The 13,606-nt window shown below is 65.6% G+C and carries 12 protein-coding genes and 1 riboswitch; of the genes, 1 reads left to right on the forward strand and 11 read right to left on the reverse strand.

What is annotated here, in order from left to right; translation table 11 throughout:
* Positions 1–40: 40 nt before the first annotated feature.
* The 8 genes from GPICK_RS04265 to GPICK_RS04300 all read right to left on the reverse strand — a co-directional run bounded on the left by GPICK_RS04265 (position 41) and on the right by GPICK_RS04300 (position 8,419).
* The gene (locus tag GPICK_RS04265) at positions 41–904 is read right to left on the reverse strand and encodes a methylated-DNA--[protein]-cysteine S-methyltransferase (protein ID WP_052263274.1); all 864 of its coding nucleotides are present in this window, start codon (positions 902–904) and stop codon (positions 41–43) included.
* Between the two features lie 166 nt (positions 905–1,070).
* Positions 1,071–4,937 (reverse strand): multicopper oxidase domain-containing protein, encoded by a 3,867-nt coding sequence (locus GPICK_RS17745; RefSeq protein ID WP_039740772.1) that lies wholly within the window; start codon positions 4,935–4,937, stop codon positions 1,071–1,073.
* Positions 4,934–5,224 carry a hypothetical protein gene (locus GPICK_RS04275; RefSeq protein WP_039740773.1) on the reverse strand — a complete coding sequence of 97 codons (291 nt, stop codon included), beginning with the start codon at positions 5,222–5,224 and terminating at the stop codon, positions 4,934–4,936. The genes GPICK_RS17745 and GPICK_RS04275 overlap by 4 nt, the downstream gene beginning before the upstream one ends.
* Positions 5,225–5,399: 175 nt before the next feature.
* Positions 5,400–5,477, reverse strand: a riboswitch (cyclic di-GMP riboswitch).
* 231 nt (positions 5,478–5,708) lie between these two features.
* Entirely contained in the window at positions 5,709–6,347 is a 639-nt protein-coding gene (locus GPICK_RS04280; RefSeq protein ID WP_236685645.1) for a response regulator transcription factor, read from the reverse strand.
* On the reverse strand, positions 6,344–6,718 hold the full coding sequence (locus GPICK_RS04285) for an ATP-binding protein (protein ID WP_039740774.1): 375 nt from the start codon (positions 6,716–6,718) through the stop codon (positions 6,344–6,346). Before GPICK_RS04285 ends, GPICK_RS04280 begins: the two co-directional genes overlap by 4 nt.
* Before the next feature lie 99 nt (positions 6,719–6,817).
* Entirely contained in the window at positions 6,818–7,294 is a 477-nt protein-coding gene (locus GPICK_RS04290; protein ID WP_052263275.1) for a DUF2127 domain-containing protein, read from the reverse strand.
* 11 nt (positions 7,295–7,305) lie between these two features.
* Entirely contained in the window at positions 7,306–7,743 is a 438-nt protein-coding gene (locus GPICK_RS04295) for a DMT family transporter (protein WP_039740775.1), read from the reverse strand.
* 139 nt (positions 7,744–7,882) lie between these two features.
* Positions 7,883–8,419, reverse strand: a complete 537-nt coding sequence (locus GPICK_RS04300) for an Hsp20/alpha crystallin family protein (protein ID WP_236685646.1) — start codon at positions 8,417–8,419, stop codon at positions 7,883–7,885.
* A gap of 303 nt (positions 8,420–8,722) precedes the next feature.
* Here GPICK_RS04300 and GPICK_RS04305 point away from each other — a divergent pair, with 303 nt between their 5' ends.
* Positions 8,723–9,625, forward strand: coding sequence for a DMT family transporter (locus GPICK_RS04305; RefSeq protein ID WP_039740777.1), 903 nt, complete (start codon positions 8,723–8,725; stop codon positions 9,623–9,625).
* Here the strand turns inward: GPICK_RS04305 and GPICK_RS04310 are convergent.
* Genes GPICK_RS04310 through GPICK_RS04320 form a run of 3 tightly spaced genes read right to left on the reverse strand, consistent with a single transcriptional unit; the run spans position 9,597 to position 13,581 of the window.
* Positions 9,597–9,935 carry a protease inhibitor I42 family protein gene (locus GPICK_RS04310; protein WP_052263276.1) on the reverse strand — a complete coding sequence of 113 codons (339 nt, stop codon included), beginning with the start codon at positions 9,933–9,935 and terminating at the stop codon, positions 9,597–9,599. The two genes, GPICK_RS04305 and GPICK_RS04310, sit on opposite strands and share 29 nt — an antisense overlap.
* Positions 9,936–9,957: 22 nt before the next feature.
* The gene (locus tag GPICK_RS04315) at positions 9,958–11,253 is read right to left on the reverse strand and encodes an esterase (protein WP_236685647.1); all 1,296 of its coding nucleotides are present in this window, start codon (positions 11,251–11,253) and stop codon (positions 9,958–9,960) included.
* 60 nt (positions 11,254–11,313) lie between these two features.
* Entirely contained in the window at positions 11,314–13,581 is a 2,268-nt protein-coding gene (locus GPICK_RS04320) for a phospholipase D-like domain-containing protein (protein WP_039740780.1), read from the reverse strand.
* Positions 13,582–13,606: the final 25 nt, after the last annotated feature.

Here is a 13,606-nt window from a genome sequence, read left to right on the forward strand (position 1 = left end):
GAGAGGGAAGACGTTGTTTTTTGCCTCGTGTAATTGAGAATTACTCCGCCTCCTGCCGCCGGGCCGTCTCCCAGGCAAGAATCGCCCGCTTGCGCGCCGTTCCCCACCGATAGCCGCCGATGACTCCGGTCTCCCGGATGACCCGATGGCAGGGGATGAGAAATCCTACCGGGTTGTCCCCCACGGCGCTCCCCACGGCCCGCGACGCCGACGGCGCCCCGATCCTGCGGGCCAGCTCTCCGTAACTCACCACGCGCCCCGCCGGAATCCGCAGCAGCGCTTCCCACACCTTCACCTGGAAATTGGTCCCCTTCACGAGGAGGCGAAGCGGCTCTCCCCCTTCCGTGGCGTCCGTTCCGAATATCTGTGCCACGACTCTCTCCGTCGCCTCCCGGTCCTCCTCGAACCGCGAGCACGCCCACTCGTGCCGCACCTCTTCCAGCGCCTGCTCCCGCTCGTCGTCCGCTACGAAGCGGAGGGTGCAGATGCCGCGCTCCGTCAGGGCGATGAGGCAGGTGCCGAAGGGGGTGGGGTGGAAGCCGTAGCGGATGGTGAGTCCCGCTCCCAGCGTCTTGTACTCGCCGGGGGTGAGGGCGTCGAGGGTGACGAAGAGGTCGTGGAGCCGGCCGGGGCCCGAGAGGCCGCAGCCGAGGGAGGCGTCGAGGAGGCTCCGCGACTGCCGCAGCAGCTCCTTGGCGTAGCCGATGGTGAGATACTGGAGGAACTGCTTCGGCGTCACCCCGGCCCAGCGGCGGAAGCAGCGCTGGAAATGAAAGGGGCTCAGGTGCACGTGGTCGGCGATCTCCTCCAGCCCCGGCTGGTGCCGGAAGTTTGCTTCCAGGAAGCGGATTGCCTCTTCGATGCGGCCATAATCCCGGGCGAGCCGTTCGAGTGTCGTTTCCATAATCCCTCCCGCGGCAGTGGTCATACGGAAACGATAGCCGAACCGGCGGCGATTATCCACCCGGATCTTGCGAAAGTGCAGGGGGCGTCGTGGCGGGGGCGAATGAAATGCGGGGAGGGATTGCTCCCTCCCCGCCAGGTGCATGCGTGGAATCAGCCCCGGTCCCTTACGGTGCCGTTATCTGTATGGCGCCGGTCCATGCCGAAGCGGCCACGGGGTTGCTTGCCCGCACGCGGTAGAAGTAGGTGCCGGGACGAGCGACCGTCTGGGTATAGGTGGTCACGTTGGCCCCGAGGCTATAGGTGACGGTAGTGGTGAATGTCGACGTGGTGGAGCGCTGGACCTGCATCATGGTCTCGTTGTTGGAGTTGTCGATCCAGGCGAGGTTGACCCGGTCCAGTGTCGTGCTGCCGGCAATGGTGGAGGCAGAGCCGGCCAGGCCGGTGGGAGCCGCCGGCGCCGAGAAGTTGACGGTCACCGTGTTGGATGCGGCCGATGCCCCCAGGGAGTTCACTGCCGTTACGTAGTACAAGTAGGTGTTGCCGGCGACAGGCGTGCCGTCGACGTAGGTTACGGTCCCTCCCGTTGCCGTGGAGTCGGTGGCCGTACGGGTCACCGTTCCGATCTGGGTCGCTATGCCGTTGCCCGTACGCCGCCAGACCGCAAAGCTCGTCTCGTTGGTGGAGGCGTCTCTCCATTTCAGGGTGATCTGCGTTCTGGCGCTGATGGCGCCGGTCAGCCCGGTGGGAACCGCAGGGAGCGTCAGCCCCCCCGCCGACACGATGTTCGATACCGAATCGCCGGCGGCGTTGTACGCGGCCACGCGATAGCGGTACAAGGTGCCCGGCGCAGCCGTTGTGTCGACATAGCTGGTGGTGTTGGCCAGGGTATTTCTCACGGTCGCAAACGCGCCGGTGGTCCCGTTTGCCCGCTCGATCCGGAAGCCGATCTCGTTGGCGGGGTTACCCAGGGTCGACGCAAGGTTCGGCGGAGTGGCATCCGTCCAGGTGAGGGTGAACGGTCCCCCTCCCGTCACCGTCAGCACGGGGGGGGTGGCGAGGGTGCGCGCCACGTTGAATTGGAGCGGGCGCATCATGTCCATCTCTTCATGGCTCAGGATGTGGCAGTGCCAGACATACTCCCAGCCGAAGTTGGTCAACTGGTTGGTGAGGGGAGGAGTGATCGGGTTCCCCCGCGGGTCGACGTTCTTGAAGCCCGACGGGTCGCCGATCGGCATCGTCGGGTCGAGGGGGCGGACGCTGTCGGGGAGGCCGAAGGGGAGCTTGGGAGCCGTCGGCCGCAGCGCCACGATGATATCCTCCAGCGGGTTCATCCGGACGGTTTCCTTCCATCCCAGCTCGTTGGGCTCCGGTGGTTTCACCACGCCGGCCCAGTCTACCCGGTTGATCACCTGCACGTCGAACAGGTGGAAATGGACGGGGTGGGTGTCGACGCCGTTGTGGGTGATCTTCCAGATCTGGGTCCCGTCGCCGGCGCTTCCGATGGGGGTGGCGGTGAGATTGGGGGTGTCGTTGACGATCTCGGTGGCCGGGTCGATATACCCGTAAAAGATGGTTGTCTGGTTCATGCCGTTGGTGAACGGCACTTCAACGCCGAGGAAGGCGCTCATCCTGCCGTAGGTGTTCTCGAATTCCTCCGCAATCGCCTTGGGGGCGAAGTTGATGGTCAGCGGCGAGGCCACCAGGTCGCCCGGGGTCGCGGTACTCAGGTTCAGGGGCTGGAAGGTGAGGGATGTGTTCTGGATCCGCGCATAGGCTGTCGTGCCGGCGGGGAAGTTGCCGTCGTAGGCGCTGTTGTACGGCGCCTGGGGAACGATGATCGGCTCCTGGCTCCGGGCAAAGACCCCCAACTTCGTGGCGGTGGAGGCGAACTCTGCGTTGAGCGCCGTCTGGTTGAACGCGGGCGCCGGGGTCGCGGTGGCCACCTTGATCTGCATGATGGTGCGGGTGTTGGGGCCGTAGCCGGCGAGCGTGGAGACGGTGCCGCCGGTGGCGGTGGAATCCGGGTCGGCGGTGTAATAGTCGAGGCGGGTGTCAGTGGCCGGACACGCCGCGCACGAGTCGTTGTAGAGGATCAGGGTCTTGCCGGCATAGGCGGAGAAGTCGACGATGACGTCCGCCCGCTCTGCCGGTCCCAGGAAGAGGTTGTGCTCCTTCACGTTGCCGACGGTAACGCTCTTGGGGTCCCGGTCGTAGCCGAGCGGGATGTTCGGCCATGTCACCGGCGCCGGGAGGAAGCCCCCTTCGGTGCCGATCTGGATCATGGTCGGACCGATCATGGCGGGATCGGGCACCCCGCCCATTCTGTTGTCCAGGATATCGCCCGGCTGGCCTGCCGTCTGGGCGGTCCACTCCGGCGGGAAGTTTGCCGTGCCGGGAATGGCGGGGATCATCCCGACCTCGGTGGTGCCGGTGTAGAGCGATGCCGTGGCGGTTGCCCCCGTCCCCGCGGTGGGGGGGGCGATGGTGACGACGGGCGGCAGGGTGTAGCCGCTGCCGACGGTCACCAGGGTGACGTCAATAACCTTGCCGTACGTCGGACTCCCGACGGTCAGGTCTACGATCGCCTGGGCCGTGGCCCCCTTGCCGGTCGTATCTCCTGCGGCGGGGGTGATGGTGACGACGGGCGCGGCGGTGTAGCCGCTGCCGCCGCTCTTCAGATCGATCCCCCTGACGATGGAACTGGCCTGGTAAAGCTGCAGGTTCCAGAAGCGGTCGTTGGCTGCGTTCAGAATCCTGAACCGGTATGACTTCGGCTGGACGGTGAGGGAGGGGTAGGCGGTGCCGTTGACGACTGGGGTGTCGTGGAAGGCTTCCATCGTCATGGAGAGGTTGGGAACATTGGGATAGACCATCCCGGTGACGGGGTTCGTGATCGGTGGATTCGTCACCGGCCAGACCGGCCAGAACCAGGGACCGTAGTCCCACCGGCCCACGGGGTTTACCCCGGCCAGGTCGTTGGGGTTCTGGTTCGGCATGTAGACATGGGGATACCAGAGGTTGGAAAGGGTGGTGCTGACCGGGAACGGCCAGGTCGGATCGGTGGCGAGGACGGTGGCCGGATCCACGAAGCTCTTGTCCTGGATGATGAGGGGAATCTGGTCGGCGGGGATGATGCCGCGCTTGATCAGGTCCTGTTCCACGGCGTCGGTCACCAGGTACCCCGCCGCCTCGCCGCCATAGACGTTCAGGCGCGTGATCCCGTAGGCGTGGTCATGGTAGAACATCAGCCGGGCGCTCTGCTGGTTGGAATAGAAGAACGTGATGGCGCCCGGGCCCGGATCGGGCATGTCGGGGACGTTGCGCACACTGACCCCCTGGGGATAGTCGGTGTTTTCGCCCGCCGGCGTCGTCCACTGGTGGGGGGTCCCGTCGCTGATCCACGGCGTCCGCCCGCCATGGAGATGGAGGGTGCCGCGGTTCTGCGTGTAGTTCATCGGGTTGCCCTGGGAGACGTTCATCCCCAGGGGGCCCATGCCGGCGCCCATCTCGGTGGTGTCCACCGGCAGGAAGAGGTTGCCGCCCGCGCCGGTGGGAAGCTTGTTGGTGAACTTGATGCGCACCGGCTTGTCCTTCGTGGCGACAATGAGAGGGCCCAGATAGTGGAATTTGCTGACGGTGGCATCCGTCGTGTTGGTCTGCCGATACCCGCGCAGGGTGGTGGGCTTGAGGTCCGAGTGCATCTTTTCGGTGTACTGACCCAGCTCGATTTCGTAGTAATCGGAGCCGGGATAGGTGGTGGTGTCGGGGATGGCCACCGGGATGTACTGGCCGAGGTTGTTGGCTGCCGTCGCCCCCAGCCCCGGCAGCGTGTCGACGAACTTGCGCATGCCGCCCGAGACGGCTCCGGTGGTCGGATTGACCGTCGGGGCCGGACTGTTGGCCCAGTTCGATTCAGGCCCGAAGTAATTCGGCGTACCCCCCTGGGTGGGAGCGGCCAGGGCCACGGTGGCGCCGACCGCCGTCACGGCCGCGCCCTGAAGCATCCGAAGGAAGAAAGTCCGCATGCTCATTTAGTGCCCCCCTTTCCATCCTTGTCGGGAGCCGCTTTGCCGGCCGCCGCCCTGGCCTCTTCCGCCTTGGCGCGTTCCGCCGCGGCTTTCCTCTGTTCCTCAGTGACACGCGCCTTTCGCCGCTCCAGCAGCTTTTTCGCGCGTTCACCCATGGTGCTGTCGGGGGGGGGATTGTCGATCGTGTCGGCGGTGTCGCCCGATTGGGCGTACAACCGGTTCCCCCCCCACGGCGGGGCAAGCACGGCCACCACCAGGCCCATGACCATCAGCATCTTGTATCTACCCATATCCTTTCTCCTTTCCGGCAATACTTTGTGCAAAACTGCGGTGGTTCCGGGTGCTGCATCGACAGGGACGTCGCGTCGTCGCCTCCTTTCCTGGGGTGGTTCACATCCTGAAGCGGAAGGGAATTTCCCTGAAGCCGGGGCTGGACGAAAAAAAGCCGGACTCCAAGGAACGATCTTTGGCGGCCCGGCTGTCTCTCGGTGAAGACCCGCGGCTTTCCGTCACCTGCTCACGCAGGTTTTGGCTTTGTCTCGGATGAGTCCATCCTTCACCCCCCTGACAGGCTGGTGAATGATTACTACAGGTAATTTATATAAGACTGAGCCGTTACTGCTTGTACGGACAATACCGTTTGTTTTGTAAGTAATATGTTTTGATGAGTGTAGGCGATTTGAGTACAAGGTGGGAGAGAGGGAATAGACTGGAAAAATGCGGGGATCGGCCGCCACGGCGTGGCGGAAACGGCTGCCGGTCGCCCGTCAGGGGTTACATGAGGCGGTGTTCGATGGCATAGCGGGTCAGGTCGGCGTTGCACTTCATCTCCATCTTCTGCAGGATCCGGACGCGATAGGTGTTGATCGTCTTGATGCCGACCATCAGCTCGTCGGCGATCCTTTTCGGGGTCGCGCCCGTGGCGATCATGCGCATTACCTGGAATTCGCGGTCCGAGAGCCGCTCGTGGGGCGGCCTTCCGGTGTCGGAGGCGAGCCGGCTGGCCAGCACCTCCGCCATGGCGGCACTGACGTACTTCTTTCCCATGGCGATCTTCTGCAAAGCCTCCACCAGCTCCTGGAAGGAGCTCCCCTTTGTCAGGTAGCCCGAGGCCCCCGATTTCAGGGCGCGCATGGCGTATTGCTCTTCAGGGTACATGCTCAAGACCAGGATCGGCAGCTTCGGCCTGAGGGCCTTGACCTCCGCCAGGATCTCCAGCCCGCTGCGGCCCGGCAGGGAGATGTCCAGAATCACCAGGTCGTAGTCGTGCTCCCGTATCTTGCCGAGCACTTCCAGGCCATCGGCCGCCTCACCGGCAACGGTCATGTTGGCGGTGCCGGCGATGACCTGCTTCAGCCCTTCGCGGAAAATCCCGTGATCGTCGGCGATGAGAATCCTGATCATGGCGGTCATGGGTCCCCTCCTTGGGAACCGGTCGGGATGTGGGCGATTACGGTGGTCCCCCCTCCCGGAGCGCGGCAGATCCTTACCCGTCCCCTCAACGCATAGGCCCGTTCCCGCATGCCGGTGATCCCGAGGGAGCGGCCGTCGCGCATCTGCTCGGGAGTGATCCCGCGGCCGTTGTCGGTTACCACGAGAACGATGCGGCGGTTCCTCTCTTCGAGAGAGACGTCGACGCAGGTGGCCCCCGCGTGACGGATGACGTTGGTGAGGGCTCCCTGGAAGATGCGGAAGACCGTCGTCGCCACGTCCCGGCGGAAATTCGTCTCCAGCAGCAGGATGTCGGGCCTCCGGCCTGCTCTGCCTGCTTCGACATGGGTCACATCCTTGGATGGCGATCGCTGCTATGGGTAAATCGTAGCACAGCTTTCCGTTCGCAACAGCCCGGGACGTGGAAAGTTTTTTTTGCTTCACGGGGAGGGTCAGGCGCGGCGGGCCGCGACGCGGGCGTGGACGAGCACCCCCACCACGGCGAGGTTGACGAGGAAGGTGCCGATCTTCACCGGCGTCACGGAGAGGAACAGCTCATAGACTTCGAGGGGGAGGTATATGCCGCCGGAGACGATGCCGAGCCATTCGGCCCATGCCCGGCCGCGCCAGAGCCCCCATGCCTCGGCAAGGCGCAGGGTGGCGTAACCGAAGGCGCCAAGGGCCAGCAGCTTGAGCCGCGGGCCGTCGGCGGTGCCGGCCGCCTCCAGGAAGATGCGGGGGACGCGGCTCGCCGGATTCAGGTGGAAGTGCCTGACGATCTCTTCGGCGATGGCCTGGACGTCGCGGTGGATGAGGGCCAGGAGCCCGAGCCCCGCGAGGATGACGAGGAGCCCCTTGGCTGCCTCGAAGCAGGCGATGGTGCGCAGGTCGGCGCCGACGTGGGGCGGAGGCTGCGGGGGGACCGGCATGGGGGTTCCCGTCACCGCCGGAAGACCAGCGCCGCCCCCGCCATGAGAAGGAGCGTTCCGGCGATCCGCTTGCCGTCGAGGGGGGCGCCCCGGAAGCCGAACAGTCCCAACTGGTCCATCACGAGCCCCGTGGTGAGCTGGGCGGCGATGATGGCGGCCATGGTGGCGGTGGTGCCGAGCCGCGGCACCACCACGATGGTGAGGGTGACGAAGGCTGCGCCGAGGAGGCCGCCGGTCAGCTCCCACCACGTCGCGCCCGGCAGGGCCCGCAGGCTGCCCCGTCCGAAAAGGGAGACCGCCACGGCAAGGGCAAGAGTTCCCACGGCAAAGGAGACGAAGGAGCTCTCGACGACCCCCACCTTCTGGGCGAGTCGGGCGTTGATGGATGGCTGGAGCGCCAGGACGGCGCCCCCGCACATCATGAGGAGAAAGAGGGCGAGGTTCGACATGGAGACTCCTTGGCGTGGGGGGTGAGGGGACGACTGCGGTGATTGTACGTCCCCGCGCCGTCCGGCGCAATCCCCCTGACGCAAAAAAGAAGGGGAAGCATCCGCTTCCCCCAGGCATCCTGCCTCATGCCACCGCCCCTTACTCGACGGTGATCTGCCGGACCGTGCTGGTCTCGGTTCTTGGGATCCTCACTTCGAGCACCCCGTCCCTGAAGCTCGCCCTGATCTGTTCCGTGTCGAGCCCGTCGGGGAGTCCGAGGGTCCGGCTGAAGGAGCCGTGGGACCGTTCGAGCCGCAGGAAGTTGCTCCGTTCGATCTTTTCTTCGGTGTTCTTTTCACCGGAGATGATCAGGTTGTTGTCGACGATCCGGAGGTTGAGGCTCTCTTTCGTCATTCCCGGAAGCTCGGCCTTCACGACCAGGTTTCCCCCTTCCTCGAACATGTCGACCGCCGGCATCATCTCCATCCCTCCACCCAGATCGTGGAGCATATGCCGCAGCGGCATCCAGTTCATCCCGAAGAACGGCCGGTTGATCGACTCCTCAAACCACCGCTCCATCTCCCGAAGCGGCGAGAGGATGCTGACTTCGCCTCTCCCCGTTTCGGTTCTTCCCGTGGGCATCTCCCGGAGTCCCTTCCCCGTGGAGGCAGATGTGGTGTGGCGTTTCGCGCTCACCGATTCCCCGGTACCTCTCGGGGTTTCCGTTCTGAGTACCGTGTTCCGTCTCATGATTCAACACCCCTTTCCGTGAAATAGGTTACCTGCTATCAGTATAGTTAATTGAAAACGAATGTCAAGTGCGATACATGTAAAACGTTCCGTAATATATGGTGTTTTGCTGCTGCGGGCGAGGGGTTGGGTAGGGTGAAATCCGGCAACTCTCTTGGTGCTTGCGCGATCCGCTCCGGCAGTGTAATTTGAAGCCGTTGGCGTCAAACATCCCTCCGGTGACGGGCGAAAGACAGGAGCAGTTTTTTCATGCAGAGTTCCAACGATACGGCGGTGCAGGCAAAGGGCGGGATTTGGCTGATACTGATGGCGGCGATGCTCTGGGGGACCACGGGGACTGCCCAGGCCCTGGCTCCCACGGGGGCGAGCTCCGCGACGGTGGGGGCGATGCGGCTGGCCGTGGGAGGGGCGGCGCTCCTGGTGGTGGCCCTGGCCCGGGGAGGTCTGACGGGAGGGGGGCGGTGGCCCCTGCTGGCAACGGCGTCCGCCGGCGGCTTCATCGCCACCTACCAGCTCGCCTTCTTCGCGGCGGTGAAGGCCACCGGCGTGGCGGTGGGGACCATGGTGGCCATCGGCAGCTCGCCGGTCCTGGCCGGCATCCTCGCCTTTCTGGTGCGGGGCGAGCGGCCGGGGCGCCGGTGGTTTGCCGCCACGGTGGTGGCCGTGGCCGGCTGCGTGCTCCTCTCGGGGGGAGGGGGAGGGGGGCTCAACGTGAACCCCCTCGGCATCGCCCTCGCCCTTGCCGCCGGCGGCTCCTACGCCGCCTACGCCCTGGCGATCAAATCCCTCTTGGCCGGCCGCTCCCCCGAGGCGGTGATGGCGGTGGCCTTCTGCGTCGGGGCGCTCATGCTGGCCCCGCTCCTGGTGGGGGCAGATCTCGGCTGGCTCGCCAATCCGCGCGGCGCGCTGGTCATCCTCCATCTCGGGGTCGTCGCCACCGCCGTCTCCTACATCCTCTTCGCCCGCGGGCTGAAGACCGTATCGGTGGCGAACGCGGTCACCCTCTCCCTGGCCGAGCCCCTCACCGCCACCATCCTCGGCGTCGCGGTGGTGAGGGAGCATCTCACCCCCACGGCTCTCTGCGGCGTCCTCCTCCTCTTCAGCGGCCTGGCGATCCTCGCCGTCAATCCGCGCCGCCCGCCCGCCCCGTAACGCGAACCCCCAGCAGAAGCTCCTTCAGGGGAGGCTTTTCCCGCTCCCACGCCCGCCGCTGGACGAGGCGGACGGTTGCCGTGCCGGGGGCGAGGGCGGTGATGACGACCTCCTCGTCCCTGCTGTACCCCGGAGGGAGTGGTCCCCCCGTCGGGAGGGTCGGTGGAAGGGGGAGGAACTCTTTCGTGACCCTCACCGCCTCCCCGTCGCCCGTCACGCTCATCTCCCACCCGTAGCCGGCGCTTCCCCGCCCCGTCAGCCTGAGGCGGTGCGTCTCTCCCACCGCGAGGCGGATGTCCGTCGCTTCCAATGCTGACTCCTCCGTGGCACCCTTATTCCTTGACGACGGTCGTGAAGAGGATGAACTGCCGCATGAACTCCAGGAACGTCGGGTTCCAGATGTCGCCATGCCCGTCGATGATCCGTTTGTCCACCGACACCACATAAAAGGGGTTGCGGGGGACCGTCCGGTTGAGGTGCGAGAGCTGTGCTCCTCCCAGTTCCAGCGCCCAGCCGCCGCGGGAGGAAAGGTCGATCCACTGCTGCCGCGCCGACTGGGCGGCACGGTAGGCGGCGGCTTTCTGCTCGGCCTCCGGCAGCGGCGGGGGGAGCGTTGCCGCCTGCGGGCGGGGGCGCAGCTCGTGGGTCCGGTACGGTTCGAAATGCCCGACGGTTTGCCGGTCCGCCAGCTTCTGCTCTCTGTCGCGATAGTTCTCGAAGAGGGTCGAGAACCACCGTCCCGCGGGGAAAGCCACCCCCGTCGCCTGGTCCGACTCCGAGGTGAAGATCGCCACGAGGGGGAGCTGGCCGTCGGGGTACCATTTCCTCACCCCGGCCAAGTCGCGCAGCGGGGTGAAGCGGGCGGCCTCGAAGGCGGGGTTCACGAGGATCACGAGGTCGCCGAAGGTCTGAGGCTCCTCCGCGTTCACCCCCGAGAAGCGGTCGATGAGGATCTGGGAGAGGGCGGAGTAGACCATCTGTCCGCCGAAGCTGTGGCCGACGACGATCAGCTTGGTCCGGGCGAGCCGGCTCTTCCCTTCGTCGTAGACCGCGAGATGGGAGAGCTGGACCTCCTCCAGCCGCACGAGGAGATCGGTCAGGGCGCCGTGGCCGATCTTGTCGGCGGTGTTCTTCCGGTCCCAGAAGGAGAGGGTGGTGAACGGCTCCAGATCGGCGGAAAGACCCCGCCAGCCGACGTAGATCCCGGCCACTTTCCGCTCCGGGCGCCCCTCGCTCTGGCTGGCGAGGCGCTCGTAGGAGTGGATGCGCTGCAGCGTCTCCCGGAAGGAGGCCACGTTGTCGTCGCCGGATGAGGCGTTGTGGCGCCAGCCGTGGACGTAGACGACCATGAGGAGCCCCGACTCCAGGGCGTCCCGGGCGAGGAGCCGGTCCACCAGCGCGTCGGCCTGCTTCCGGTCCCAGAGCCACCCCTGGTCGTCGAATTCCACGAAGCCGAGGAGGTAGTCGCCGTTTTCTTCCAGCGACGCCGTCTCGCACGCCGTCTTCTCCGCGGTTGCGGTACACGGCTGGTAGGAGGTCCGGTACTGGGCGTTGCCGGCGCACCCCGCCAGCGTGACGGCCAGCACCAGGGCGACGATGCCGCGGATGAGCCTGCTTTTTCCGGTCACGAAATCCTCCTCTGTCGTGGTGCGTTCATGGAACATTTCTCCTTTCCGGTGCTATTCCCGCTAAATCGGCTTGAACTCCCCGTTGAACCGGTCCTGGTTCTCCCGCCGCTTGGCCGCCGTGCTCCCGGTGTCGATGGATGCCTTGGTCAGCTCGTAGGCGTCGTTCAGCATCTGCACGAAGCGCCCCTCCATCTCCTTCATCTCCCCCTCGCCCAGCTTCCGGTCGACCCCGTACTTGGTCAGGATCTGCCGGAAGGTCGCCAGGTCCTCCTGGAGGATCACCTCGCGGGGGGTGGTGACGAAGTAGTCGTTGAGCTTCTTTGCCCGTGCCGGGTCGGTGATAATCCCCTGGACGAAGCCGAGGTACTCCTTCACGAAGCCGGGGGCGTTGCGGACGAGCATGACGTTATTGCTGTCCATCATGAAGCTGCGGACGTCGGCGTTGGCCGAGCCGATGGTGACGTCGTCCCCGAAGACCGAGACCTTGGTGTGGAGGGAGAGGGGTGAATCCGGCCGGGGTTGGTATTCGAAGTAGTCGAACTTCGCCCGTTTCGCCGGGTCCCCCTTCTGCTGGTAGAACTCGGAGAATGCCTTGAGGGCGTGCCGGGCAGCCAGGTTCACCACGTTGAGGTCGGTGGTCTGGATGGAGTTGGTGAGGACCGTTACGGTGACGTTGGAGCAGTCGTAGTCGCCGTTCACCATCCGGCTCAGTTCATGGGTGAGATTGGCGGCGGGGAAGAAGTAGGCGTTGTGGAGGACGAGCCGCTTCGGTTCCTCCGGCGTGGCCGCCCCACAGACCGCCGGGATCTCCCGGAGCCAGACGTCGTGGATGTTCTTGCCGTTTTCGGCCTCTTTCCCGGCGGGGGCGCCGTAGGTCCGCACCCGTTTTTCGGGAGGGAGCGTCCGGTCGAAGGGGAGGTTTTCCAGATAGGCGAGAACGCTGCCGCTCTCCAGGGTGAAGCCCGAAGCCGCCTGCTGCGGGATGGTGGGGGCGTACTCGGTGGTGTAGGCCCGGGCGTTTTCCTCCATGGTCCGGCGGCGGTCGGCCATCCGCTCGTCCAGGGTGAGGACGCTCTCCTGAAGCTCTTTTTTGATGCAGGCGTCGCGCTCCTCCTTCCCGGCGGCGCCCTGGCAGCGGTTCTCGGCGTATTTCAGGTTGACGACGAAGTCGTTGGGGGCGTGGCGGCGCACCTCATCCAGGGAGGCGACCATGATGTCGAAGTTCCAGAGGTCGTCGAACGCCCGCCGGACGGCGTCACCCCCTTCGGCGAGGAGGGCGCGGATGTCGGTGTCCATGAAGACGTATTTGCTGGTCAGGGGGTTGGGGCGCATGTGGTAGGAGTTCTCCACGTTCCTCCCCCCCATCTGCACCGTGGTGCCGTCCACCAGCAGCAACTTGTGATGGAGGTAGTCGGTCAGGTGGTCCCAGTCCCGCACTTCGTCGTCGGAGAACGCCCGTTCCACCGGCAGGAGGGAGGTGACGGTCTCCTTGATGGGGTTGAGCTGGCCGCCGTACATGGCGAAGGCGAAGAAGAGCTCGGCATTGGCCGTCAGCCGCTGGAACGGCGCGCCGGTCCGCGACTCCCAGTAGACCTTGCCGAGCTCTTTCATCTGCTCCTTCTGGTCGGGAGTCGGCGGGGTTTCCCCCTTCATCCCCTTGAGGTCGATCTGCTGCCCCCCCTGCACGGCGAGGGCCATGACGTCCCCCCGCTTGGAGTAGAGTCCGGAGAGGAAGAGCCCCGAGTTGCCGATGCTCAGGTTGGAGATGTTCCGCTCCGCTGCCGGTCTGCCGCCGATCGCCTCGTCGGCGAAGAGCCGGTCGATGGCGGCGAACTTCTCGGCGCTGCACGCCCCGGGCTTTACGGCCGCCGTCTCGCGGGAGCACCCCATGGTCAGGTAGACGGCGTCCTTGATGATGTTCCGCGTCGGGCGGTTGTAGAGCCGCACCCTGAGGTTGCCGTTCCCTTCGCTCTCCATGAGGGAGAAGAGGTCGAGGTGCTTGTAGTTGGTGTGGTAGTCGACGATAAGCCGCACCGTCACCCCGCGCCGGGCCGCGTCGATGAGCGCCTTGGTCAGCACCGACGAGCTCTGGTCGTCGGCATAGATGTAGTACATCAGATCGATGGAGGTGCGCGCCCCCTCGATCATCCGCAGCTTGGAGAGAAACGCCGCGTCATTGTCGGTGATGACGCGGGCCTCGCCGATGGCGAGGGGACCGGCGGACGCCTTCTGCGCCAGGGTGTCGAGGGGGAGCCCGGCCGGTTTCTGCCAGGCGCAGCCCCCCAGGGCGATGCCGAGGAGCAGCGGTGCGATGAAACGTGTTTTCATGGGTGCCTCCGGTGAGTGATGGGGA

This window comes from Geobacter pickeringii, from assembly GCF_000817955.1.
Lineage (GTDB): Bacteria > Desulfobacterota > Desulfuromonadia > Geobacterales > Geobacteraceae > Geobacter > Geobacter pickeringii.